Raw genomic sequence first — 25965 nt, 5'->3', positions numbered from 1 at the left:
TGCCCAATTATTCTGTTAAAAATGAATGAGCAATGGTAAAGAGTTTTAGTTTACGAAATGAAATGAGTGTGGTAGTATTATCCTAGTATTAATTCTATATATATAGAATTTTTTTCTATTTATAGAGAAAAAAGGATGAGTGACATGTCTGTATCATATGATAAATTATGGAAGTTAATTATAGACAAAAAAATAAATAAAACACAACTCCGAGACTGTTCAGGGATTACATCTGCTACATTAGCTAGATTAAGTAAAAACCAAGGAGTTTCACTCGAGGCTTTAGAACGTATCTGTCGAGCTTTGGATTGTGAAATAGGAGATATTGTTGAATTTATAGAAGATAAGGTGATTTTAGATGAGTAAGAGATATACAGTAATTGATTTATTTTCAGGTGCGGGTGGACTTAGTCAAGGATTTGTACAAGCAGGTTATGAAATATTAGCAGGAATAGATTTTGATGAGGCGGCTCTTCGTACATATGCTCATAATATTAAAGGAGCAAAAGCCTTAAAGGAAGATTTGTATAAAGAAGAGGAGTCCATTAAAAGTATAGAAAATGCGATTGGAAATCGAGATATTGACGTTATTATTGCGGGTCCTCCATGTCAAGGATTTAGTCTAACTGGATCACGAGATATTAATGATTCTCGAAACAAACTTTATGTTGCCGTGGCTCATGCTGTTAAATACTTCCGTCCAAAAGCATTTTTGATTGAAAATGTACCTGGTATGGCAACTTTATATAAAGGGACTGTCAAACAACAGATTATTAATACTTTTGAAGATATGGGTTATGCAGTTAGTGTAACTGATCCACCTTTGCTCGCATCAGATTATGGGGTACCACAAAATAGAAAGAGAATGTTCTTTGTGGGATACCAGAAAGAACTCGGATATGACTATTTTGCTTTTCCTAAGCCTATACTAGATTCCAAACATCATGTAACAACATCGGAGGCTATATCTGATTTACCATCTTTAGTTGATACTCTGGGAGAGAGTATAATGGAGTATACCTGTGAGCCGCAAAGTAGTTATCAAAAAATGATGCGTAAAAACTCAAATGTTATATACAATCATATTGGAACCAATCATACCGAAGAAGTAAAATGGGTGATTAGTCAAGTTCCTGAAGGAGGAAACTATAAGAACTTACCTCCGGGAGTAGGTGAATCTAGAAAATTTAATGAGGCCTGGACACGTTATCATAGCCAAAAGCCTTCAAAAACAATAGATACTGGTCACCGAAATCATTTTCACTATAAATGGAATCGAGTACCAACAGTAAGGGAGAATGCTAGATTACAATCCTTCCCAGACACATTTGAGTTTTTAGGAACAAAAACTCAGCAATATAAACAGGTTGGTAATGCTGTCCCTCCTTTGTTAGCACAAGTAATTGGAGAGGAAATGAAAAAGCATTTGAATAATGGTGTTAAAGTTTTCATGGAGGAAGCCCTATGCGAAAAATAAATAGTATCGAGTTATTTGCAGGTGCAGGCGGTCTATTAGATGGATTCGAGCAAACAAATAACTTTAATCTTCTTGCAGCAGTTGAATGGTTAAAACCTCAAGTTCGTACTTTGGTAAAAAGATTAGAAACAAAATATGGTGATGAAGATGCGAAAGATAAAGTGCTAAACTTTGATATACAGCGCACGGATGAGTTACTATATGGTTGGGATGATACTGAGTTTGGGAAGGGAATCGGACTTGATTCACTTATAGGGGACAAAAGGGTAGATTTAATTTCGGGGGGGCCACCATGTCAAGCCTATTCCTTAGCTGGACGTATTCGTGATGAAAATGGAATGAAAGACGACTATAGGAATTTTTTGTTTGAATCTTATATTAAAATAGTTAATCACTATCAACCGAAGCTTGTTGTATTTGAAAATGTTGAAGGGATTTTATCGGCTATACCAACAGGAGAGAAGATTACAGATTTAATTAAAAAGGCATTTAATGAAGCTGGCTATGAAATTATAAATGATTTACGGAAATATGCCTTGCTTGATATGGCTGATTTTGGCGTACCTCAAAGAAGGAAGAGAGTTATTATTGTTGGTATTCGTAGGGATTCAAAAGATGTAGATTACCAAGAAATACTAAAGAATTTTTATTTAAGAATGCTTTCAACTAAAAAAGTAGTCAAGAAGAGTACAGTGCGTGATGCTATTTCTGATTTACCCCCCATTTATCCATTACAAAACCCTCTTAAGCGGCAGGCTTATGAGAATAATAATGAAATCAATGGGCACTCTTCACGTTTTCATAGTAAAAGAGATCAGGAGATATTTTATAGTCTTGCAAAAGATATTGAAGATGGATATTTTCAATATAATTCCGCTGAGGCACTAATCGAATTGTATTATCAAAAGACTGGAAGAAGAACTAATGTTCATAAGTATCATGTTCTTCGTTGGGATGAACCTAGCAATACTATTCCAGCACATCTTAAAAAGGATGGATTACGACATATACATCCTGATCCAGAACAAATGCGATCTATAACAGTTCGAGAGGCAGCAAGGTTACAGACTTTTGATGACGATTATGAATTCAATGAATCTCAGGTTTCGAATTTTGAAATGATTGGTAATGCTGTCCCGCCATTATTTGCTAAAAAATTAGGTGAACTTATGCCAACCTTATTTAAAATAATAGAACAAGTAGAAAAAGGAAAACAAGAACTTGCAATTTAAGTTCTTGTTTTCCTTTTAAACTGAGAAGTCCGCATAATATACACCATCTTCAATTAAAGAGAGTGTTATTGTATCCCTTCCATAGTTTTCAAGAGTTTCCATAGTGATGGCATCGTCAATTTCTACATTAAGACGACTACGTAAATACCGGCCAAGAATACTTTTTTTAGAAATTCGTTGCCCATTTAAAAAAGGCTGTTTTGATGAAAATGATGCTAATTGTTTAGGATACTTTTTATCCTTATATTTTTGTACTCCTTCTAGGGAAGCTTCCATAATGGTTCCATCATCCCAAATTAATTCAATGGGATCAGAATTTCGTTTTCTTCTCCCGTCCGGGGTAGTGAATTCGGGATCAAAGGGATTTATTAGTGACTGATTGCTATTTAATACCTCTTTAGGTAATCTAATATACGCATCACCGGCTGCGACATGGGCCTTACTTGTTAATCTAGCCCTTCCCCAATTTAGTCCACTAGAAAGAGGCACTTGTTTTACTCCTCTTGCTTCACTATATAGTGGAATATCAAAACTATGTTTTATATTATATGATTCCTTGGTTTCAGCAACTTTTAGATTTGCAAAATCAATAATTTCCTGATTTGCTTTAATAGTCGGGGTCTCGGATGAGTGTTCAAGGATAAATTGATAGTATAAATCTAATGGACTAAAAGTATCTCTTGTTGCATCTGCAAGGGATTCTCTATAGTCAGTACGTAACCCGTTAGAAGAAAAGTTTGCAGAACCGATTAGTGCTGATAAAACTTTTCCCCTATGTTTCCATATATAGATTTTTGAGTGTATTTCTTGTTCTGCAAATCTAATAGTTAATGAGTCGTTAGATTCTTTTATTCGATTTAATGAATCTAACAACCTAGCATCTATACCAGAGGAATACATTCCACCGATTACTGTGATTTTCATATTTTTCAATTCTGATAAACGTTTAATTGGAGCAGGACCTAGATAACCACTTATAATAATTAGTTCATCAGGTTCTTCTGGAAGTAATTCATGCTTTGAAAAGATAATTTCTTCGATACCAGTATAATATAGCATTTTATGCACACCTCTTAATATTGCCAACTAAATTGTAGAATAATTATTATTTAACTCTTATTATTTCCATGATATCTGAGATATCACAATCTAAAGCAGTGCAAATTCTGAGTAAAACGTCAGTAGTTATGTTCTCACCTTTACCTAATTTAGCTATAGAAGCTGAGCTAACCCCACTAATTTTTTTTAAATCCTGTTTATTCATATTCTTATCAATTAACATTTTCCAGAGTTTATTGTAGCTTATTCGTAACATTTTGCTACCTCCGTTTTACAAATTACTTTTTCGGTTATTTATATAAATCGTGTAAAAATCCATAACGACTTTCTTTATATTTACTTTTATATTTATTATGTGTAAATTCAATCACTTTAGCACCAGCAGACTCATATTCTAAGTCTGGTAGATCTTTTGTATTTTCAATAACTATTATTTGTCCTTTAGATTGACTGTCAATAAAATATTGGAAAAGGGCTGTTCTCATACTTGTAGGAGCATTATCATTAACTCCCTGATCTAAACCAAGTAGAGGTGTATCTACTACAAAAATGCTAGTCTTATAGACAGCATCTTCTTGCAAATATTGTCTAAAAGTTAAACCTAATACGGTGTTTATAAATGCCCAGTATCCTTTACCATGACTTACTTCTTTAGCTAAGCCATTTACTTCTAAATCAAAAGTCCCCATATTGAAATGAGCAGTATTTAAATTCTCATAATTGCATTCAGTTAGTATCGAATATGCTATTTTATCTATACGGGAATTAAAATCTACTGGATAATGTTCTTTTGGTTTAAATTTGGGTTTTTCTAAATCCTCGTTTTGCTCCTGCTTTTGTAATTCCGTAATCCAATCCTGTGAAACATTGTGTAGAACTGTTGATTCTTGTTGTAATTGTATATAAGTACGATATTGTTGGATTGCATTTCTCAATTTATCTGCTTGAGGAACAAGCTCAATTTCAATCCATTTTTCAATCTCGGCTCTTCGGCTTTCTAAATAGTTAATCTTTTTTTGAAGTTCATTTAAAGTTGAAACGATGTCATTTTCACTTTCTGTTAAACCTTGTAATTGTGCGATGATACGATTCAACTCAGCTCTCGATGCTTCAATAAAGGACTTTCTTTCTGATGGTTGGATATTTCCATCACAAAAAGGACATTTATGGTTTGTATCAATAGTGTGTAAATGTACTTCTCCATCCACGATAAAGGTAAGTCTCTTTATATCAGCTGTATATTGGCTTTTCAATGATTGAAAGTGCGAATGAGTTACTTTGGTTTCAGCTTCTTTTTCTTTAAAAACTAGTAAAGTACTAAGTAAATCTTTGCTTTCCTCTGTGGCAGCTACAAGGGTCTGTTCAGTTTCAGAAAGATTATCGATTAACTTTTGCATTTCTTCTTCAATATCTAAATTGCTATATTCTAATAGTGAATTTTGAAGTTCTTCTCTTTTTGTAGACAATTGAGCAATTCTACCATTTACAAATTGCCGAACAGCATCCCTTTTCGCTTTGCTGATTTCATCCTTATCTTGTTCTTCCATATTTGGATAATTATCACCTGTGAGAAGATATAGTAAGGATGAAAAAAAGTAAGGATATTGCGTAGGTGATGAAGGCAAAAGTACAGACTTTGGATTTTCGATATCCTGTTCTCTTAACCAAAAGAGCCTAGTAAGTGTATTCCATTTTAAACGTTGTCTAGCAAAATCTTGATTACTTATTATCATTGGCAGCTCATTAATACCAATTAATTTAAGACATAGTTCATTTAATACAGGGCGCTTATTCCCATTAGTCTTATAATCAACATCATAGTCACCACTCTCAATTGAGTTGATTTCGGTGACTACATTTACTATGTTTTTCCCAAGCTTTCGAGAAAGATGAATCGGTCCTTCTGAAGTCATAAGTTCAAGACTGACACTATTATATCCTGTTTGTTTATGTTCAAAAGGTTTATTGATAACCCCCATAGCAAATTGAATACACTTTAATACACAGGTTTTTCCGGAATCTGAAACCCCACAAATAATATTTAATCCTTTATTGAATGTAACAGTGGCGGGAGTTTTCCCGGTGCCAGTTGCTGTAACCTTAGTTATATAAAATGTCATTTGGGATTACTCCCTCCATAGTGATTTAGATGCTGCTTGTCCGAATAAGTTGAGAAGTTCTTTGTCGTTTTTAGAATCCATATATGTGAGGGCTTTCTTGGCATATATTCTATATTCAGTTGCGTAATCTGAAGTTAGGGAACTACATAATGTTTGACCACGGTTCGAAATAAAGTATTGAAAGCCATCTTTTGAGTATGAAACTTTTATCATATTTTCAAGGACTAGATTCTTTATAGCGCCTTGTGCTAATAATCTCCTGGCGGAAAATTCAGAAAAGCTAAATTCATTATCTCCGTGAAGATTACTGTCCGATAGTCCAATTTCCTTTGAATAATTTGAAATGAAATCTGCTGTAACAAGGTCATCTAATGTACGATTTTTATTTTTGGATAAAGATAGGACAAGTAATAACCTCAACGACATTTCAAATTCAGTATTAAAAATTTTATTATACATCTTCGTCTACCCAGCGAACACTACCGTCATTTGCCAATAAGTGACAGGTTCCTTTCTTTTCTTTTGGTCCTACGAGATTTTGTATGTTGCTTACAATTGATGTAGTGGAGCAATCTACTACTTTTTTCATCACTGTTACTAATCTCTTGTAACCATTATCATAGTCATCCCATAGAGTGTCTTTAATATAATCGAACGTTTCGGATTTCCACTTTTCAGCATGTACTTCTCCTTTTTCAAAAGACTCACGAAGAAAACGATCAATGCGTACAGCACTATAATAGTTGATTCGTTGGTCAGAGAAATTCCTCTTATATTTTTGTGGAAGAGAATCCAAATCGTTTTTTGTGAGTTCCTTACAATTCACGGCATCTCCATAGGCAGCTAGAAGTTCACTGACGTAAATTTCTTCTTCTGGAGCAATATCTTGTGGTGGCTCTAGTTCTTTCGGAATAGAAATCTCTATATTTCCAACATGTAATTTTCCGTCCGATTCATCGTAGTAGATAGTTTGTACAGGAAAGAATGTTAATTTTTGAGTGGGATTCGAGTTATTAGAAACTATAGCACTAGATGTTTCTCTACCCTCATAAATATCATTTAAAATTTGAAGAAATAAATCAGCGCAAGCATAACCTAAATTATCATTGGAGTTAAAATCTGGAATCATTGTTTTGATTTCATCTTCAATTGCCATTTGATTATGCCCATTAAATCCGTTTATATATTTTGCAAATTTATCCGTATCTTTACGGCTTATAACTTTACGTACCTTCTTTTGATTTAAAGGGTTTGTCCCTTTAAATAGCCTGTTTAACGAATCTGGAACCAGGGTGCTGAAAGGGTTATATTTATCGTTTTCAGATAGCATTATTTCTTCAGGGGATTGTGGATTTCTCATAATATTGTCGAAAAGTGACAGAAAAAATTCATGTGACTTATATGAATTGTCACTATGTTTAAATAGTATATTCGCAAATTCACTAAAGAGCATAATCTGTCACCTCTAACCATGTTTCCGAATCGTTCCAAACTTTTCCGAGTCCTCCCGAAATGGAAGGATTTTTTTTTATACAATTTTTTTAGATATTGAGTGATATGAAAAATTCAAGAGTAAATTAGTCTATTTAAATTATATCACGTAAATTGCCACTTAACTAGAAGTGAACATTTATGAATGCAGAGATTTTAACAGCGTTCAATGAGTTTTTCTTTTAAAAAAATATCAAATGCCTGATTTGCAATAAGGGCAAAGGATACATATTGCAATGTTTCAGTCCGTTTAGGATTGTTATGCGTTGCAATAGAAGTACCTTACCTTATTGCGCTCATTTTCAGGACAAAGGGTCTGTGTACTTCGAGGCACAGACCTATTTTTGTATCCTTTGCCGCCAATGCAGTCCGGCGGAAAGGATGCAAAATGAAAATTAGAATTATGTACGACAACAAACCTACCTATTTGGAGGTACCAGACGAGGACTGCACTGTAATGATTGATATGGACTATGAGGACAGGTTATCCTGTGCCGAAGATAAGGGAGCTGTGACTCGCCGTTCACCGCAGGAGATTATGGACGAGCGTTTCAACAAGCCTGAGTACAATAACTGGCATAAATTTGACAGACACAGAGGGATGTCAAAAAAACCATTCCGCAAAGATGATGAATCTGAGGATGCAACGGATCATATGGACTATTTCCCAGATAACACCGATGAAGTGGCTCGGGATAAAAAAGATGAGTACGAATATTACTGTGAGATTATTCGTGCCATTCTTAAGCCAAAACATTCAGAACCTTTTATTGCTGTATATCTTGATGGCATGACAATGACTGAGTATGCAGAGCGTGAGGGTGTTAGTAAAAGTGCCATTTCACATCGTTTAGATACAGCTAAGAAGAATTTCAAAAAAGTTTTTCCGGAATCCTCAACTTTCCCCTCTTGCCAGGGCTAATAGGTAGAGGGCAACACATAAACGCTCTCGGGAAGAGGTGAAGAACATGAAACACAATTTGAAAATCAGTGTTTCAAAAACTCCACAATCTGGCGGGATTGTTTCCTGTCGTAATGTCACCATAAGGGAGCGTTTCCTTCGTTTCTTACTAGGTGATAAGCAGAAACTGACTATCCTTGTTCCGGGTGACACCGTAAAGGAACTCGCCATTAGTGAGATTAAGGAGGGAGGATTAAACCATGAGCAAAATCAAACTTCTTCTTGATGTGGTTTCTGATATGCGCTCTTTGGCAGACAGTATACAAGCGGTTGCTGATGCAATGGCGGGCAATGAACCTGTCGAAGCAAAAGAACCGACTACACCTGTAAAAAAACCTGCGCCAAAGAAAAAGGAGATCACTCTGGAGGAAGTCAGAGCAAAACTCGCTGAAAAGAGTCAAGCCGGTCTTACTTCTCAAGTGAGAGAAATTATCAAAAAGTACGGTGGCTCTAAATTAAGCGAAGTTGACCCAAAACATTATGCAGATATGTTGAAAGATGCGGAGGTACTAGGTAATGGGTGATCACGCAGTACTTTCAGCATCGGGGTCCCATAGATGGCTTAATTGCCTTCCGTCTGCGAGATTGGAACTGGAATTTGAAAATAGTGAATCCAATGCAGCCGCTGAAGGTACAGCCGCCCATGCTCTCTGTGAACATAAACTTAAAAAAGCACTTCACATGAGGAGTAAGCGTCCCGTCTCGGCTTATAACACCGATGAGATGGAAGAACACAGCGATGCCTATGTGGAATTTGTAATGGAGCAGCTTGAACTGGCAAGGCAAAGCTGTACGGACCCGTTAATACTTATTGAACAACGTCTTGATTTTTCCTGCTATGTACCGCAGGGGTTCGGAACTGGTGACTGCATCATTATTGGAGATAAAAAGCTTCATATTATCGATTTTAAGTATGGCATGGGTGTGTTGGTAGATGCGGTGGATAATCCGCAGATGAAATTATATGCCCTTGGTGCTTTGGAAATCTACGATAGCCTGTATGACATCGAGGAGGTTTCCATGACCATCTTCCAACCCCGCAGGGAAAATGTCAGCACATGGACAATCCCGGTAAAGGAATTAAAAGACTGGGCAGAAAATGAACTGAAGCCAAAGGCGAAGAAGGCCTATGAAGGCGAAGGTGACTATCTTCCAGGTGAATGGTGTACTTTCTGTCGAGCGGCTGTCAAATGCCGTGCAAGAGCAGAAGAAAAGCTGAAATTAGTACAGATGGAATTTAAACTGCCACCTTTGCTTACGGAATCTGAAATTGAGGAAGTTCTTTCTAAATTGTCCGACCTTACAAAGTGGGCAAATGAAATCATTGCTTATGCCACGGATGCTGCTGTTAATCACGGGAAAGAGTGGCACGGTTTTAAGGTAGTCGAGGGCAGGTCTATCCGTAAATATAAGGACGAAGAGGCTGTGGCTGAAGCAGCCAAGGCAAGCGGCTATAAAGATATCTACCGCCATAGTCTTATTACCCTTACGGAAATGCAGAAGCTAATGGGTAAAACGAAATTTGAGAAAATCCTTGGTGGTCTCATACATAAACCACCAGGCAAACCTACGCTGGTTCCACTTTCGGATAAGCGGCCAGCTATGAATATATCAAACGTAAAAAACGAATTTAACGAAATAACGGAGGAATTGGAATATGAATAATCAAAACAGAACGAAGGTTGTTACAAGCGTCAACACACGGCTTAGCTATTTTCACGGTTGGGAACCCGTATCCATCAATGGCGGAGCAGAAAAGTACAGCGTATCCGTATTGATTCCTAAAACAGATAAGGAAACCATCAATGCTATTAATGCAGCAGTAGATGCAGCCATTGAAGAGGGCATTGCACAGTTTGGTGGTAAAAAGCCGAATAAGGCGGCTATCAAACTGCCACTTCGTGATGGTGATGTAGAACGTGATGATGAGGCTTATAAAGGGCATTATTTTGTAAATGCCAACAGCAAGACGCCACCCCAAATAGTAGATAAAGCAGTCAGACCTATCTTGGATCGCAACGAGGTTTACAGTGGTTGTTATGCAAGAGTATCACTAAATTTCTATGCTTTTAACTCTAATGGCAATAAGGGTGTTGCTTGTGGTCTTGGCAACATCCAGAAGATAAGAGATGGAGAGCCTTTAGGTGGAAGAACCAATGCGGCTGATGATTTCACAACTATTGAAGATGATGATTTTCTAGCATAAAGAATAAATACAGACGAGGTGGTGGAGGTTGTTCTTCTGCCACCTCGTTTGCATTGGAAAGGACGGTTATACATGAATTCTATTTCTATTGATATTGAAACATTTAGCAGTACCAATCTTCAAAAGTCCGGAGTTTACCGTTATGCCGAAAGTGATGATTTTGAAATTCTACTATTTGGCTACTCGGTAGATGGCGGTGAAGTACAAGTTGTTGACCTTGCCAGCGGGGAGGAAATCCCAGATGAAATTATAAACGCACTTATGAATGATTCCGTTACTAAGTGGGCTTTCAATGCAATGTTTGAGCGTGTGTGTCTATCAAAATGGCTTAACCTTACTGAATATCTTGACCCCACATCTTGGAAATGTTCCATGATATGGTCGGCATATATGGGATTACCTCTTTCTTTGGAGGGAGTCGGTTCAGTTCTAGGTTTGGAGAAACAAAAGCTAACAGAGGGTAAAGACCTCATCAAATATTTTTGTACACCGTGCGCCCCTACAAAATCAAATGGTGGTCGAGTTCGTAATTTACCAGAACACGACATGGATAAATGGGAGCGGTTTAAAGCATATAACATTCGCGATGTGGAATCCGAGATGTCAATACAACAGAGATTATCCAAGTTTCAAGTACCGGAGAACATCTGGGAGGAGTATCATCTCGACCAGAAAATCAATGATCGGGGCATTGCCATTGACATGACTTTCGTAAAACAGGCTGTTGTGATGGATGAACATTCCCGTGAAAAGCTGATGGCTTTAATGCAGGATATAACCAATTTAGAGAATCCAAACTCTGTGCAAGAAATGAAAGACTGGCTTGCCGACAATGGGCTAGAAACAGAGTCCCTTGGTAAAAAAGCTGTTGCTGAGATGTTAAAGACAGCACCTGAACCACTAGGCACTGTTTTAGAACTTCGTCAGCAACTTGCAAAATCATCGGTGAAAAAATACACAGCAATGGAGAATGCAGTATGTAGTGACGGTCGTGCAAGAGGAATGTTTCAGTTTTACGGAGCCAATAGAACTGGAAGATTCTCTGGCAGGCTGATTCAGTTGCAAAATCTCCCCCAAAACCATATGCCCGATTTGGAACAGGCTCGGGTTTTAGTTCGAAGCGGAAACTTTGATGCTCTTACTTTACTCTATGATTCTATCCCAGAGGTACTGTCGGAACTTATCCGTACAGCTTTTATACCCCAAGATGGCATGAAGTTCATTGTGGCAGATTTTTCAGCGATTGAGGCTCGCGTCATTGCATGGCTTGCAGGTGAGAAATGGAGAATGGATGTATTCCAAAAGGGCGGTGACATCTACTGTGCCAGTGCCTCTCAGATGTTTAATGTACCGGTTGAAAAGCATGGTGTGAATGGTCACCTTCGACAGAAAGGGAAAATTGCGGAACTTGCCCTCGGTTATGGTGGATCTGTTGGAGCATTAAAATCAATGGGGGCTTTAGAGATGGGAATTGAAGAAGAGGAACTTCAGCCTCTTGTAACGGCTTGGAGACAATCCAATCCCAATATCACAAAACTCTGGTGGGATGTTGACCGAGCAGTAAAAACTTGTGTTAAGCAAAAAACTCCCACAGAGACACACGGCATTAAATTTATCTATCAAAGTGGAATGCTCTTCATTGTCCTCCCTTCTGGCAGACGGCTTGCCTATGTGAAACCTCGTATGAGAGAGAATATGTTTGGCGGTGAGTCGGTTACTTATGAAGGGGTCGGTGGGACGAAAAAATGGGATAGAATCGAAAGCTATGGACCCAAATTTGTAGAGAATATTGTTCAGGCAATCAGTCGTGACATCTTGTGTCATGCCATGCAGACATTAAAGAATTGTTCCATTGTGGCTCATGTACACGATGAAATTATCATCGAGGCAGATATGGGGACGTCACTTTCCGCTATCTGTGAACAGATGGCTAAGATACCAACATGGGCAAATGGCCTGTTGCTTAGTGCTGATGGTTATGAGTGTCAGTTTTATCAAAAAGATTAAATTAATTGGTAATCGGATAATCGTGTGGGAGGAGGTTAAAAGACCTTCAATTTTTAAATAATGAAAACAGGATAGCACTTATTTTATGACCGGTACGTGCTATCTTGTTTGTTTAATAAACGCTCCATTTTTGTGGAATAAAGGGTTAAAATTCGAATCTTGAAGAAATATAGTGAAAGAACCGATTTTGACTCCTCTCTCTATAAAGTTAATAATAAATCAAGGGGTAAGACTAAATCTATTAAAAACAAATGGGACAATAATTGATACATCGACCGATTAGCTTAATTGATTTTATTGCAGAGTGTCTTTAAATGATAACGAATAACTTCCTTCACCTTTTCTGGAGAGTATACATCAGGTCTTAATAAAGCATGAATCGACAATCCCTCTATTAATGCCGTTAACCTACTCTTTTCTAATTCTGCATTCATTGAATCTGATAATACGCCTTTTAGAGCTAAGATTTCAATCATTGAATTTGCTAATTCATATGTACCGTCCGTCATTTCATCTTTTTTGTCCTTTATTGTATCACTTGTAAGTGAACGTAATGCAAGAATCCACCAAACACTCGTTTCAATTTTCTTTTCTTCATCTATTGGTACTAGCTCTAATAAAACTTCTTCTACTGCCTGCACTGGGTTTTCTGACCATTCTTTATTTTGAGAACGTTTTTTCCCTTCTTCTAAGTAGTAATTCATAATAAATAATAACATTTCATCTTGAGTTGAAAAATAATGTCTTAACGCACCAGAAGACATCCCTGCCTCAGCTGCAACTCTTCGTATAGACGCTTTCTCAACCCCTTCTTTCCTAATAATATTCCATGCAGCCTCAGCAATTTGTTTGCGCTTTTCATCATGATCAACAATTTTTGGCATTATAAAAATCACTTCCTTTATTTAGCACAGTGTGTTATTATCTTTTTATAGCACGGTGTGTTAAATAGATAATACCACAACATTTAAAGGAGGACTAGTTTGTTTGATCGAAACTATTGAAGCATTGATGCCTTCTTCATCATTAGACATTTCTTCAGCATTAATGATTATTTCTTTGTGTGCTTTAATTGATATTTTAAGTCCCGGTGTACTGACTGTAACAGCCTATTTATTACTGACACAACCGAATCAGTTATCTTCTCGTTTATTTGTGTTTTTATTCATCACGCAGTTAGGCTATTTCATCACGGGTTTATTACTCTACTTTGGTGGAAATTCATTATTGAAGAGAATAGAACAATTGTCTCAGTTTGACTTTATCAATTGGTTTTATATCCTACTTGGAGCAGTTCTTGTTCTAATAAGCTTCAGTAAACCAAAAGAGACTACAAAAAAACGTTTAATTTCATTTATCCCCAAAAATACAACAATTAAAGGGATGATTATACTAGGAATCATTGTTTTCCTAATTGAATTTGTAACGGCATTGCCTTACTTTTATTCAATCTTTTTAATGAATCATCAAACAATTGAGACTACACCTGCTATCTTAATAATAATTGGATACAATCTAGTAATGGTGCTTCCTTCTCTATTACTGTTAGGGGTTAATATTATATTTAAAGAAAGATTGCAACAATTTCTTATTAAAATCAGGTCAAAATTAAATGAAGCTCCAATCTCTTCACTCTTGGTAGCGACAGGAGTCATAGGTGCAGTTTTTTTTAATATCGGTCTTAGAGGCATTTTAAATTAGAAAAAATATTAAAGAGGTGTTCATCATGAAAGAAATTATCAGTGGTCTCAGTCTACTTTTTATTATTCAGGGAATAGGCGGATTAATCAATCATTTGACTAATGGGGGAAAAAGTTGGTTTTTAGTAAATTATATTGATGCGTTTCAAGGGTTTGAAATCGTTTTGGACATTGTATTTATTGCAGTTGGTGGAATCATAGCTTTAGCCACTCGTAAAATAACATCAAGTAAAAGCAATAAGTGAATGATGTAAAATAAAAAATACAGAGTGAGAATTTCTCGCTCTGTATTTTTTATTTTAATTGATTCTCCTCGAGGCTCTACCAACCTTACTCATCCAGGTCATAGATAAAATATGATACCAAAATGATTGTTTTCCTCTTCTCTTATTAGCTCCAAATCCTATAGGCCTATTACAGTTTACGTTACCATTTTTTGTTCATCAATCTAGTCCGTTTGTAAAAGTAGAAAATTACTGAATCAGCTTTTAAATCTATTTTACATACACAAATTTCGAACAAAAATCCGGATGTATAATTTATTTCTTCAAAATCCTCAACAATTATTACCTCCTGTGGCTATTAGGTAGAGGGGTTTCCTCTCTGACTATATTGCAGGAGGTAATTCGTATGGACGAATTAGTAAAAATCAATTATGAAAATCAACGACCAACCGTACTCGGTCGTGATTTACATGAAGCCTTGGAAGTAAAGACCGCTTATAAAGATTGGTTTCCAAGAATGTGTGAGTACGGATTTGAGGAAGGATCAGACTTTAGCTCATTTTTGAGCGAAAGTACTGGAGGCAGACCAAGCATTGACCATCAGTTAACAATTGACATGGCAAAAGAGCTATGCATGATACAGCGTACTCCAAAAGGGAAAGAGTGTCGCCAATACTTTCTTGAAATAGAAAGAAGATGGAATTCCCCAGAAGCAATCATGGCAAGGGCACTTCAGATTGCTAATCAACAGCTAACTCAAGTAAGGAAACAAAATAAAGTGCTTGAAGGTACGATTGCCGTTCAGAATCAGCAAATTGCAGAAATGAAACCGAAAGTCTCCTATTACGATGTAGTTTTAAATTGCAAAGACCTCATTTCCACCTCAGCAATTGCCAAAGATTACGGCAAGTCAGCTATTTGGATGAATCGCTATCTTAATAAAAAGGGTGTCCAGTTTAAACAAGGCGGCATCTGGCTTTTATATCAGAAGTATGCGGAAAAAGGCTACACCAGCACCAAGACACATAGCTACCTTGGCAGTAACGGTGAACAGCATACAAAGGTCCATACATATTGGACTCAAAAAGGCAGACTCTTCATTTACGAACTGATGAAGGCGGACGGTATTTTGCCTCAGATAGAAATGGAGGGTGTGTAATGGGGATCAACAAATTTAACCATGAAGGATACCATGACCCAACTCCCCATGAAGCACTGACCAACATAATGAGAAAGGAAAAGGCAGAGAAAAAATCTGCCTTTAAGCCGCTTGTATATATCTGTTCTCCCTATTCCGGTGATGTAGATGGAAATGTTGAAAAGGCCCGTAGCTTTTGCAGGTTTGCCTTGGAAAGTAATTGTATTCCGATTGCTCTCCATCATATGTTTCCTCAGTTTATGGATGATGAAAACCCAGAGGAACGGGAGCTGGCCATATTCATGGACATTGTGCTCATGGGCAAATGCTCCGAAGTGTGGGTGCTAGGTAATACCATCTCAAGCGGTATGGCGAGGGAAATTGAAGTAGCCAAGAAACGCAGACAAAAGGTCAGGTATTTTAGTCCGGAGCATGAGGAGGTTGAAAACTTATGAAAATTGCAGTGGACAATAGCCGGATGGATAGGAAATGGAAAACAAAGATATCTCTTGGGAGGATTTTTGCTCCCGTGTAAAGACAACCCAACGTACTACAGAAACGGTAGAAGAATATCGGAAACATAAAAAAGCCAGCAAGATGATATCAAAGACGTGGGCGGCTTTGTCGAGGGACATTTAAAAGAAGGAAGGCGAAAGAAGGGCAATGTTCTGTGTCGTTCTTTGCTTACCCTCGATATGGATTACGGTAGACTGGATATCTGGGAGCAAATCAGTATGCTTTTCGATTTCAAATGTTGCGTTTACTCCACTCAGAAGCACACACCAGAAAATCCAAGACTCAGGCTTATCGTTCCCCTTGCTCCATCCGTCAGTTAAAGGATAAAAACATTGCTGTATTCTTCGAGAAAGAGAATATCAACACCATGGATTCCAAGGGTGAAGTCTTGTTGACCATTGTGGCATCCCTTGCCCAACAGGAAAGCCAATCCTTAAGCCAAAACGTAAAGCTAGGTATTCAGTATCGCTATCAGCAAGGTGAAGTACAGATCAACCACAAGCGATTCCTTGGATATACCAAGGATGAAAATAACAGCTAGTGATTGATCCAGAGGGCGCTGAGGTGGTTAAACGGATTTACAGGGAGTACATTGAAGGAGCCAGCCTTTTACAGATAGCAAGAGGACTAGAAGCAGACGGTATACTTACAGCAGCAGGCAAATCTAAATGGGGACCAGAAACACTGAAAAAGATACTATAGAATGAAAAATACATCGGTGATGCCCTTCTCCAAAAGACATATACGGTCGATTTCCTTTCTAAAAAGCGAGTCAAGAATAACGGCATCGTTCCCCAGTATTATGTAGAAAACAGCCATGAGCCTATCATTCCACGAGACCTTTTTAAGCAGGTTCAAGAAGAGATAGTTCGAAGAGCAAATCTTCGAGGCGGCAAGAACGGCAAAAAAAGGGTCTACAGCTGCAAGTATGCTTTATCGAGTATCGTTTACTGCGGACAGTGCGGTGATATTTACCGGCGGGTACACTGGAATAACCGAGGCTACAAGTCAATTGTTTGGCGATGCGTCAGCCGTTTGGAGGAAAAGGACTCTGAATGCACTGCCCCTACCATAAATGAGGAAACTTTGCAGACAGCAGTGGTTAAGGCTATTAACGAACTTTTGGCTAACAAAGAACCCTTCCTCTCAACCTTGCAGAAAAACATAGCTACTATATTTAATGAAGAAAATGATAATGCTATTGATGGTCTTGATAGCAAATTGGAAGAATTACAACAACAGCTTCTTGTTCAAGCGAAGTCTAAGAATGACTATGAAAATGTGGCTGATGAAATTTATCGCCTTCGAGAATTAAAGCAAAATGCACTAGTTGAAAATGCAGAGCGAGAAGGAAAAAGGTAACGAATCGCTGAAATGACTGATTTCTTGAATGAACAGTCCTGCGAACTGGAGGAATATGATGAGCAGTTGGTAAGATTTCTTATTGAGAAAGTAACAATTTACAACAGTGATTTAACTATTGAATTTAAATCAGGAATTGAGAGGCAAATAGAAATGTGAAATATAAATCTACCCAAGCCCATGTTAATGCATACATGGGCTTATTTGAGTATCAAATTGACCGAAAACTTTTGTAGATATAAAATGAAGCAAAGGATAAAGAGAGGAAAAATCATGCTATCACTCTCAAGAAAAGATTTATATGAAAAGCTATGGACTATTGGTACCACTAAAACAGCTAAAGAGTTAAATGTACCCTATAATAAATTGAAAAATACATGTACTAGCAATGATATTCCATTACCTACAGCATCTTATTGGAGCAGTTTATATATGGGGAATGAGAAGCCAATTCAACCACCACTACCCAATCCAAATGATAACCGAATAGTTGTCATTGAAACAGCTAAAAAACAAATTGCAAAGGTACCTAAAAAAATAACAGTTTCAGTAAATGAAAAAAGGTCCAGTAGCCCCTCTGCAGAAAAGAGCTTTACTTTACCCACAAAGAAGATAGAAAAGGAAAAGCCGTCCTATTTTCTTGACCTAGAATCTGACCAAGAAAAATTAACTAAAATATACAACTCATTAAAGGTTAATAAGACTTTATCCAATAAACCCCATAAGGAAATAGTGGAATACCGCAGAAAAACGCAATCATATAGAGAGGATAAATTAAGAATTAATTCCGCTTCGGGTCAAATTATTCCAGAAGTTTTACCTTTCATTGATAGTTTATTTAAAGCGCTTGAAATGGCTGGAGCAAAAATCGTTAGTAAATATGATGAAATACAAGTATTGTATAAAAAGTATACAATCAGTTCGAAATTTAGACTCCCTTGTAAAAAAGTTACATTATCGCCAGAGGATAAAGAATATTCACGTTACAACACATTTAAGTATGAAACAAATGGAAAAATAAATGTTGAAGTAGGTTATAAGTTGTATTGGCGTAAATGGGGAAAGCATGAAAAATTAATAAAACAAACGCAAACTATGACAACTGAAGATTTATTAAGAAAGGTGTTCTTATACATATTTTCACTTCCGCCAATTATAGATGAAGAAGAAAAGGCACATATACTAGAGGAAGAAAGAAGATTGGTAGAAGAACGGGAGAGGGAATTACTTAGAGAACGGAGAGAAAAAGAGCGTAAAAAAACTGAGGATTTGCTGACTAACTCGATAAACTATTTTTACTCGAAACTAATAAAGGAATACATTTCTGCTGAGCTGGATGAAACAACAGATGAATATGAATGGGCTACGGATAAGGCTAATTGGATTCAGGATTCTAGTAAACATCCAGATGATTTGTTAACAGAACAAGACAAAGAAGAATTACTCAACATAAAAACAACGAGTAAATATTTTTTATGAAAATGATTAATTGAAGTGGCTTGAAAGATTAAGTGGTATCGGGTAAAGGAGGTATGATTTTGGATATTAATAAAATGAAAGCTTTACCATATGATGAATTGCGTGCTTTATATAGGAACTTCCTACATGGCCAGAACATTTCAAAACCAACAGTCAATACTGCTTACACAGACACATTCTACCTTTGGAGAAAAGGGAGCAAAGACCTGTTCTGGAATGCAGTGACTGCCACTGATTTTGAGAATGAAGCAAAAAATGCATTAATAAAGGCTCTTTCTGAGAATTCGACCGGCAATGTTAAATCACTTGTTAATAGTTACTTGTCTCACTTAAGAAGGTTCCGTTTATTCTTAGACTCTGATGGAACTGCTGAACAATCAACACCAGGTCAGGAAAATACTGCTAATCGTACATATACACGTAAGAAGAAAATGGATGTTGATGTTCCTGATCCATCAATTGAGCAGGTTGAGTTTTATCTTGCTAAGTGGGATGGTCTTGAGAACTACCACCTGCAGGAGGATGCACTTAATAAACTGTTCTTTGAGCTATGCCCAAAGAATACAGACATTATCGATGTTCTTTTGAAGGCATCAACTCTTAACGACTTTTATAGTACAAATATTTTCTCAATCTATCCGGTGGCTAAGCACATATGCGCTCTGGATATTGATTCAAGACTTAAAGCTGGTGATGTTACCCTAGTTCGAGATATCCAGTATGTAACTATCGGCGATGCGGAGAAGAATTTTTACTCTTTTGCCACAAAGTATTGTAGCCATCACAATCCACTGGATTATCCGATTTATGACAGCTACGTTGATGAGGTACTTCGCTATTTTAGAATTCGTGATAGTTTCTCGAGTTTTCAGGATAGTGATTTGAAGGACTATATCAAATTCAAAGGTATACTGATTGATTTCCGCACTTTCTATAATTTGGGTAAATATAACCTTAAGGAAATTGACCAGTATGTTTGGCTACTTGGTAAGGATTACTTCCCAAAGAACTACGGAAAAAAGAGGAGATAAATAGTTATGAAGATTCATTATTTCCAGAGATATCATGAGAAAGAAAATGTTGCTATTGTTACGGCTTTATTCATATTCTTCAGACAAGATTTTTGAAATCCGAGTTCTTTTCTGGCTCCTTTGAACCAGAGATAGTTTTTAATTTACAGGAAAAAAATGTCGAAAGTATTCCGGATGCTACTATCACACAGGAGAGTTTCAAAATTGTTGTTGAGACGAAAATGTCTGACTGGTTTTATACAGATCAGTTGCTGCGCCATTTGAAGTCTTTCAGTGATGAAAAATATAAAGTTATGATAACTTTGGCACCTGAGTTGATGAAATCAGAAAAGAAAATAGAGTTCGAAGAGCATTTGAAGGCATATAACGCCACACAGACTTATCCGGTAATGCACGTTAATACTACCTTCGAAGAGATTATTGATGCGATACGAGATGTTATTGATGAAAGAGATTATGAAATGCAAGAGGTTCTGGACGATTACCTGAATTACTGCTATAACGACAAGTTAATTATCGTTTCAGATTCGTGGAAGCGTATGAGAGTGCAACTGGCAGGTACCACATTTAATTTTAATGTTAGTGAAAATCTTTACTATGATAATATTGAACGTGGATTTAGTGCACATGACTATCTTGGGCTGTATAAAGAAAAAAGTGTGAGGGCTGTTGGAAAAATCTCTGCAATCATTACAGCAGTAACTACGGAAGATGGCATTGAGTATAAGGCTGAACTTGGAGAACTTTCAGACAATAGGAAGCAGCAAATCCGCAAGGCCATTGAAGATGGGAGAAATTATGGATATGTACTGTCTGCAAATCGATATTTCTTTGTTGATAAATTTTATGAAACAGACTTTAAGAAGATAACACCTAGAGCACCAATGGGTACACGAGTTTTTGATTTGTCCCAGATTCTTGAGACTGAGCAGTTACCTGAAACACCGGAAATTGCTGAACTTCTTAAGTCTAAGACATGGGGTTAAATACGGGAGGAATGAATATGTATTTGGGGTCATTGGAAGAACGCCGAGCTAGAAGCAATGAAATAAAACTTGTAACGGCTGCTTTGTATGAAGCAAAAGTTAAGGATGAAGAAATTCTGCGGGTATTGATGAAGGTATGTGATGCAGATAGAGAGGAAGCAACTAATGCGTTTCGTAATGAAAAGTTCATGTTGTATCCCTGTAGAGAATTGTATCAATATATGATTTTAGAAAAAGGTTTTGAAGAACATGACGCTGATATGTTTATACACAAAAAAGCTAAACGTGCATTAGCTGACAATAGGGAGCTAAGCAAATTATCACCAGCTAAATTGTTTGATGCTATTAATAAGGGTATTTAATTTGTTTAAGGTGGTGATGATGTGATGTATAAATTTAAAAAGTGTGCTCTATGTGGTGCAGAGACAAACTTGGAGTTGAGCCACATCGTTCCGAAAATGGTTATGCGGACGCTTAAAAAAACCGCCGCAGGTAACATAAGAAATTCTGAAAACCCGAATATCCCTGCCCAGGATAGCGAAAAGCATTATATGCTCTGCGGGAGCTGCGAGGATTTATTCAGTGAAAAAGAGACGTACTTTGCAAACACTCTCTTTCATCCATACATAAAAAAGGAAAAGACGAAATTTGATTATGACAGCAAGCTTTTTTATTTCCTCACATCCTTGAGCTGGAGAAGCCTTTACTTAGATCTGATCGACTTCGTAGAAAACCATGTGGTCGGCATTGATGCCTTGGAACACTTAATATCTTGTGAAAAGATTATGAAAGACTATTTGCTTAACAGCCGAAACGATATCGAAGCCATTGAGCATCACATATTTTTCTTTGATGAGATAAGGGAAATCACAGGTAATACTGAGATGGCTGAGTTAAGACCACATGTAACATTCCACAGGGGCATAATCAGCTATACCTTTTGCTACGAGGATGATGGCACATATGGAACTATCACGAATATGATGGGTATCGTACTCATTACCCTTTATAAAAAAGGCAGCCAGGAAAAATGGGAAAGAACACAAATTTTAAACGGTATTGGCAGTATAGAAGCAAAAGACCAGCTAATAACCAGTGTAGTCGGAAACGAATTCATGAACATCCTAAAAACAACTCAGTCTGCCTCGAATTCCATAAGTGAAAAACAAATGGGAAAAATCGTTGAGAACCTAAAAAATAAGGCAGACAAAATCAAAGACTATCCGGTATTCCAAGATTGGCTGAGCGACCGTGAATTGCATAACAAATAAGGCTTAACGTTGATATATTCCCAAGAAACCTAAAACTGTTGATATGTTCCCGTCTACCGATAGTGCCAAAAACTCAGTGGATATGTTTCCGAGAACAGACATACTCAAATGACATCAATTCTGTCCTCTCTAGCCATTGTGAAGCAGTAGCATGGTTGAAATTAAACGAGTAACACATTACTCAACTACCTACACAATATAAAAATTACGTTTTAGGACGTATTTCAGTAAAAATATTTTTTCTTATTTGTTTATCAATAAAAACTCGGATTCGATCAAATACGAATCCGAGTTTTTTCCGTTAATTTCAATATGCTACATATCATCCATGCGTATCTCTAGTTTAATTGTTTTTTTCTCCAATATGACTTAAAAGAGACTCTGTCAATTCTCGTCTTATTTGCGTGATATGGTTTTCCATGAGTTGCTTGGCTTGGTTCGCATCTCCAGAAGCAATGGCTAAGTAAATTTTTTTATGTTCATCGATGGTTTCTTGCGCTCGTTCTGGATCTTCCAAGCGTTGTCTGCGGGTAGCTCGGATTGTGTCCTTCATATGCTCGCTAAGGGTTTGAAATAATTGTAAAAATATTGAGTTATGTGAGGCGAGTACAATATTATGATGGAAACTTAGGTCTGCTTGAATTCCTAATTCTACATCATTTTTACCTTGATCCATCATGTCTAATGCTTCACTAATTCGTTCTAAGTCTATAGAAGTAGCTCGTCGTGAAGCTAAAAATGCACATTCTACTTCAAGTGCTTGGCGAAGCTCCAACATTTCATAAATTAATTTTTTTTCAGTATTTATAATTGTAGAAGAAAGCTCTTCACCTAAAGTATGGGATTCTGCTGTTTTAATAAAGCTACCACTGCCTTGTTTAATTTCAATAAATCCCTTTATTTCAAGCTTTCGAAGTGCCTCTCTTACCGATGTTCGACTTACATTAAAACGACTCGCTAATTCTCTTTCTGTCGGGAGTTTATCCCCAGGCTGTAATTCACCATTTAAAAAATATTCCTTTATTTGATCAACGATTACCTGATACGCTTTTTTCTTTGGTTGAGGCATTATCTATCTCACCACCTTAAATACATAGTACTATAAACGCTTTAATCATACAGAAATACAGCATGTTTATCAATTTACGAAAAAAATTAATAGTTGATATTTTCTGAATATTTAGTACAATGTAAAAAGGTTGGACCAATTTTAAGAATACGGAAAATTGGTATGACATATAAATTTATCAATTAAACATCCAAATACTATGAGAGCAAAAGGGGAAGGAAAAAATGATTACTACAAATGAAGAATTGGTGATGGCCCTACGTAGAGTTCTTCCAGAAATTGAGGTGACAATCAATCAAACGATTTTAGAACAGCATAGCAGTGATGAATCCTATCATAGTGCCAGTCTACCCGATATTGTGGTGTTTCCGACAAAGACGGAAGAAGTGTGTAGGATAATGAACATAGCAAATCAATACAAAGTACCAATAGTGCCATTTGGAAGAGGCACAAGCTTAGAAGGACATGTGATTCCTTATAATCATGGGATAACGATTGATTTTTCACTCATGAACAGAATAGTAGAAGTTAGAGAGAAGGACTTTCTTGTGAAAGTTCAACCTGGGGTGACACGTTCTCAGTTGAATAAAGAGTTGAAGAAATATGGATTATTTTTCTCTGTAGACCCAGGAGCAGATGCGACAATTGGAGGAATGGCCGCAACAAATGCTAGTGGGACAACATCTGTTAAATATGGAACTATGCGCGATCAAGTTCGAGATTTAGAGGTTGTTCTGTCAGATGGAACAGTGATTCATACAGGGAATTTAGCAGAGAAATCTTCATCGGGCTATCATTTAAACGGTCTCTTTGTTGGGTCAGAGGGAACACTTGGTTGTTTTACTGAGTTGACGTTAAGAGTTTATGGTATTCCTGAATGTGTAATGGCTGCTAGGGCGTCCTTCAAAACAGTGAATGATGCTGTGGAAGGAGTTGTGAGTATTCTACAAGCGGCAATTCCCATTGCAAGAGTTGAACTTGTAGATGAACCTTCAATGAAACAAGTGAACTTGTATAGTCAAACAGCTTATGAGGAACAACCAACCTTATTTTTGGAATTTGAGGGAAATGAGGCTGGCTTAAGGCAGGATGTAGAATTTATGAAAGAGATTGTAGCGGCTCATAATTGCAAAAATATTGAATTTGAGATGGATAATGCAGCCCGAAATCAGCTATGGGAAGCTCGCCATAATTTAGCTTACGCCTATGTCCATGGACATCCAGGAAAAAAACTAATGGTAACCGATGTTTGCTTACCGATATCCGAGCTAGCAGGTGCTATTGAACATGCAAGAGAAGCACTTGATATGTTAGCGCTTACAGGTGGGGTTGTTGGACATGTTGGTGATGGAAATTTCCATGTACTATTAATGATTGATATGAATGATCCAAAGGAAATAAAGAAAGCTGATGAATTAAATGAGTTGATTGTGATGTATGCACTAGAACGAGGAGGAACTTGCACAGGAGAACATGGTGTGGGCATTGGTAAGCAGAAATATCAAGAGAAAGAACACGGTAAAGCACTTCTTGTGATGGAAAAGATTAAACAAGCACTTGATCCTGACACACTTTTCAATCCGAATAAAATATTGAAAATAAAAATATAGGGAGTGGAAATATGAAAATTTTAGAAGCGATTAGTACGATAGCTGGAAAATATTTTGCCATCTGGGTTATTTGTATTGCTGTTATTGCCTTTATAGCTCCGGAGCCCTTTTTAATATTTGGAGGGTATATCACGATTTTGTTAGGCATTGTTATGTTTGGCATGGGTCTGACGTTAAAAGCAGTAGATTTTAAATTGGTTATAACGAATCCTGTACCAGTCATTATTGGTGTATGTGCTCAATATGTTATCATGCCACTTTCCGCTTTTTTAATTGCTTATATAATGAACTTGCCAGCAGAATTAGCTGCAGGGCTAGTCCTTCTTGGATCTGTGCCAGGTGGAACTGCTTCAAACGTCATGGTGTATTTAGCTAAAGGAAATGTACCTTTGTCCATCACAATGACCTCCTTTTCGACATTATTAGCTCCAATTGCCACACCACTCATCCTATTATTACTTGCGGGTAAATGGATGCCAGTTGATCCAATAGCAATGTTTACTTCAATTATACAAGTAATCATTATCCCTATTATCCTAGGGATAGTTATAAGAAGAGTTGCTCCTCAAATCGTAGAAAAAAGTATTAATGTGATTCCTCTTATTTCAGTAGTTGCTATTATGATTATTGTTTCTGCTGTTGTTGCTGGTAATGTCAATACCATCGCTTCGGCAGGCTCCATTATTTTTGCAGCTGTAGTGCTTCATAATGCATTCGGATTGTTATTTGGTTATCTAACAGCTCGTGTATTAGGTCTTGATGAAAGCAATCGAAGAGCTATTTCTATTGAAGTTGGAATGCAAAACTCTGGTCTAGGTGTAGCGTTAGCCACTGCCCACTTCGGTCCTTTAGCCGCCTTACCTAGTGTACTTGGGGCTGTTTGGCATAATATTTCTGGTCCGATTCTCGCTACTTATTGGTCGAAAAAACCAGAGAGATCAGAGGTACACCATAAAAAACAGATACAAGAAGAGAACGGCAGAACTCAAATGTAGGATGATAATTATCCAATGTTTACAATGGATT

General features: G+C 37.0%; 27 protein-coding genes and 1 pseudogene. 21 read left to right on the top strand and 7 right to left on the bottom strand.

Annotated elements, in window-relative coordinates; all coding sequences use genetic code 11:
• Positions 1–144 precede the first annotated feature (144 nt).
• From MKZ14_RS19580 to MKZ14_RS19570, 3 genes are read left to right on the top strand one after another with little or no spacing between them, the layout of a single operon-like run.
• The gene (locus tag MKZ14_RS19580) at positions 145–366 is read left to right on the top strand and encodes a helix-turn-helix transcriptional regulator (RefSeq protein ID WP_053995397.1); all 222 of its coding nucleotides are present in this window, start codon (positions 145–147) and stop codon (positions 364–366) included.
• On the top strand, positions 359–1477 hold the full coding sequence (locus tag MKZ14_RS19575; protein ID WP_312753486.1) for a DNA cytosine methyltransferase: 1119 nt from the start codon (positions 359–361) through the stop codon (positions 1475–1477). Before MKZ14_RS19580 ends, MKZ14_RS19575 begins: the two co-directional genes overlap by 8 nt.
• A complete protein-coding gene (locus MKZ14_RS19570) occupies positions 1465–2709 on the top strand; it encodes a DNA cytosine methyltransferase (protein WP_312753485.1) in 1245 nt (414 codons plus the stop codon). The genes MKZ14_RS19575 and MKZ14_RS19570 overlap by 13 nt, the downstream gene beginning before the upstream one ends.
• Before the next feature lie 15 nt (positions 2710–2724).
• Here MKZ14_RS19570 and MKZ14_RS19565 read toward each other — a convergent pair whose 3' ends face one another.
• Genes MKZ14_RS19565 through MKZ14_RS19545 form a run of 5 tightly spaced genes read right to left on the bottom strand, consistent with a single transcriptional unit; the run spans position 2725 to position 7341 of the window.
• Positions 2725–3768 carry a restriction endonuclease PLD domain-containing protein gene (locus MKZ14_RS19565; RefSeq protein ID WP_312753484.1) on the bottom strand — a complete coding sequence of 348 codons (1044 nt, stop codon included), beginning with the start codon at positions 3766–3768 and terminating at the stop codon, positions 2725–2727.
• Between the two features lie 46 nt (positions 3769–3814).
• Positions 3815–4024, bottom strand: a complete 210-nt coding sequence (locus tag MKZ14_RS19560; RefSeq protein ID WP_053995401.1) for a helix-turn-helix transcriptional regulator — start codon at positions 4022–4024, stop codon at positions 3815–3817.
• Positions 4025–4058: 34 nt separating this feature from the next.
• Entirely contained in the window at positions 4059–5888 is a 1830-nt protein-coding gene (locus MKZ14_RS19555; RefSeq protein ID WP_312753483.1) for an AAA family ATPase, read from the bottom strand.
• Positions 5889–5894: 6 nt separating this feature from the next.
• Positions 5895–6347 carry an ABC-three component system middle component 2 gene (locus MKZ14_RS19550; RefSeq protein WP_312753482.1) on the bottom strand — a complete coding sequence of 151 codons (453 nt, stop codon included), beginning with the start codon at positions 6345–6347 and terminating at the stop codon, positions 5895–5897.
• Complete coding sequence (locus MKZ14_RS19545; RefSeq protein WP_312753481.1) at positions 6340–7341, bottom strand: ABC-three component system protein; 1002 nt, start codon at positions 7339–7341, stop codon at positions 6340–6342. The genes MKZ14_RS19550 and MKZ14_RS19545 overlap by 8 nt, the downstream gene beginning before the upstream one ends.
• Positions 7342–7767: 426 nt before the next feature.
• Between MKZ14_RS19545 and MKZ14_RS19540 the strand changes: the two genes are divergently transcribed.
• From MKZ14_RS19540 to MKZ14_RS19515, 6 genes are all read left to right on the top strand, one after another.
• The gene (locus tag MKZ14_RS19540) at positions 7768–8301 is read left to right on the top strand and encodes a sigma-70 family RNA polymerase sigma factor (protein ID WP_339280369.1); all 534 of its coding nucleotides are present in this window, start codon (positions 7768–7770) and stop codon (positions 8299–8301) included.
• A gap of 46 nt (positions 8302–8347) precedes the next feature.
• Complete coding sequence (locus MKZ14_RS19535) at positions 8348–8566, top strand: hypothetical protein (RefSeq protein ID WP_061129967.1); 219 nt, start codon at positions 8348–8350, stop codon at positions 8564–8566.
• Complete coding sequence (locus tag MKZ14_RS19530; protein ID WP_061129968.1) at positions 8541–8864, top strand: hypothetical protein; 324 nt, start codon at positions 8541–8543, stop codon at positions 8862–8864. The genes MKZ14_RS19535 and MKZ14_RS19530 overlap by 26 nt, the downstream gene beginning before the upstream one ends.
• Positions 8857–10005, top strand: coding sequence for a DUF2800 domain-containing protein (locus tag MKZ14_RS19525; RefSeq protein WP_339280368.1), 1149 nt, complete (start codon positions 8857–8859; stop codon positions 10003–10005). Before MKZ14_RS19530 ends, MKZ14_RS19525 begins: the two co-directional genes overlap by 8 nt.
• Positions 9998–10546, top strand: a complete 549-nt coding sequence (locus MKZ14_RS19520) for a DUF2815 family protein (RefSeq protein WP_339280367.1) — start codon at positions 9998–10000, stop codon at positions 10544–10546. The genes MKZ14_RS19525 and MKZ14_RS19520 overlap by 8 nt, the downstream gene beginning before the upstream one ends.
• 72 nt (positions 10547–10618) lie before the next feature.
• Positions 10619–12553: a DNA polymerase gene (locus tag MKZ14_RS19515; RefSeq protein WP_339280366.1), complete on the top strand. Its 1935-nt coding sequence runs from the start codon at positions 10619–10621 to the stop codon at positions 12551–12553.
• Positions 12554–12837: 284 nt separating this feature from the next.
• Here MKZ14_RS19515 and MKZ14_RS19510 read toward each other — a convergent pair whose 3' ends face one another.
• Positions 12838–13437 carry a TetR/AcrR family transcriptional regulator gene (locus MKZ14_RS19510; protein ID WP_339280365.1) on the bottom strand — a complete coding sequence of 200 codons (600 nt, stop codon included), beginning with the start codon at positions 13435–13437 and terminating at the stop codon, positions 12838–12840.
• Between the two features lie 103 nt (positions 13438–13540).
• Here MKZ14_RS19510 and MKZ14_RS19505 point away from each other — a divergent pair, with 103 nt between their 5' ends.
• The 10 genes and pseudogenes from MKZ14_RS19505 (at position 13541) to MKZ14_RS19460 (ending at position 22260) form a co-directional block, all read left to right on the top strand.
• On the top strand, positions 13541–14254 hold the full coding sequence (locus tag MKZ14_RS19505) for a GAP family protein (protein ID WP_015926217.1): 714 nt from the start codon (positions 13541–13543) through the stop codon (positions 14252–14254).
• A 25-nt stretch (positions 14255–14279) separates the two neighbouring features.
• Positions 14280–14498 carry a hypothetical protein gene (locus MKZ14_RS19500; RefSeq protein WP_000658732.1) on the top strand — a complete coding sequence of 73 codons (219 nt, stop codon included), beginning with the start codon at positions 14280–14282 and terminating at the stop codon, positions 14496–14498.
• Between the two features lie 385 nt (positions 14499–14883).
• Positions 14884–15636: a phage antirepressor KilAC domain-containing protein gene (locus MKZ14_RS19495; protein ID WP_100330393.1), complete on the top strand. Its 753-nt coding sequence runs from the start codon at positions 14884–14886 to the stop codon at positions 15634–15636.
• Positions 15636–16070, top strand: a complete 435-nt coding sequence (locus MKZ14_RS19490) for a DUF4406 domain-containing protein (protein ID WP_312126559.1) — start codon at positions 15636–15638, stop codon at positions 16068–16070. Before MKZ14_RS19495 ends, MKZ14_RS19490 begins: the two co-directional genes overlap by 1 nt.
• Before the next feature lie 368 nt (positions 16071–16438).
• Positions 16439–17652: pseudogene (locus tag MKZ14_RS19485) on the top strand (recombinase family protein); the annotation flags it as partial.
• A gap of 114 nt (positions 17653–17766) precedes the next feature.
• On the top strand, positions 17767–18972 hold the full coding sequence (locus MKZ14_RS19480) for a hypothetical protein (RefSeq protein ID WP_312126561.1): 1206 nt from the start codon (positions 17767–17769) through the stop codon (positions 18970–18972).
• A 53-nt stretch (positions 18973–19025) separates the two neighbouring features.
• Entirely contained in the window at positions 19026–20003 is a 978-nt protein-coding gene (locus tag MKZ14_RS19475; protein ID WP_339280364.1) for a hypothetical protein, read from the top strand.
• Positions 20004–20095: 92 nt separating this feature from the next.
• The gene (locus MKZ14_RS19470; protein WP_339280363.1) at positions 20096–20989 is read left to right on the top strand and encodes a hypothetical protein; all 894 of its coding nucleotides are present in this window, start codon (positions 20096–20098) and stop codon (positions 20987–20989) included.
• Between the two features lie 17 nt (positions 20990–21006).
• On the top strand, positions 21007–21351 hold the full coding sequence (locus tag MKZ14_RS19465; protein ID WP_327868559.1) for a hypothetical protein: 345 nt from the start codon (positions 21007–21009) through the stop codon (positions 21349–21351).
• A gap of 24 nt (positions 21352–21375) precedes the next feature.
• Entirely contained in the window at positions 21376–22260 is an 885-nt protein-coding gene (locus tag MKZ14_RS19460; RefSeq protein ID WP_339280362.1) for a hypothetical protein, read from the top strand.
• Between the two features lie 343 nt (positions 22261–22603).
• Here MKZ14_RS19460 and MKZ14_RS19455 read toward each other — a convergent pair whose 3' ends face one another.
• On the bottom strand, positions 22604–23329 hold the full coding sequence (locus MKZ14_RS19455; RefSeq protein WP_339280361.1) for a FadR/GntR family transcriptional regulator: 726 nt from the start codon (positions 23327–23329) through the stop codon (positions 22604–22606).
• A gap of 224 nt (positions 23330–23553) precedes the next feature.
• Here MKZ14_RS19455 and MKZ14_RS19450 point away from each other — a divergent pair, with 224 nt between their 5' ends.
• Entirely contained in the window at positions 23554–24939 is a 1386-nt protein-coding gene (locus MKZ14_RS19450) for an FAD-linked oxidase C-terminal domain-containing protein (RefSeq protein WP_333004994.1), read from the top strand.
• 11 nt (positions 24940–24950) lie between these two features.
• Entirely contained in the window at positions 24951–25934 is a 984-nt protein-coding gene (locus MKZ14_RS19445) for a bile acid:sodium symporter family protein (RefSeq protein WP_312126576.1), read from the top strand.
• Positions 25935–25965 lie beyond the last annotated feature (31 nt).

The sequence above is a fragment of the Lysinibacillus sp. FSL P2-0066 genome (assembly GCF_037969495.1).
Classification (GTDB): domain Bacteria; phylum Bacillota; class Bacilli; order Bacillales_A; family Planococcaceae; genus Lysinibacillus; species Lysinibacillus boronitolerans.
The sequence above is the reverse complement of the archived record's forward strand: the minus strand, read 5'-3'. Positions and strand labels throughout refer to the sequence as shown.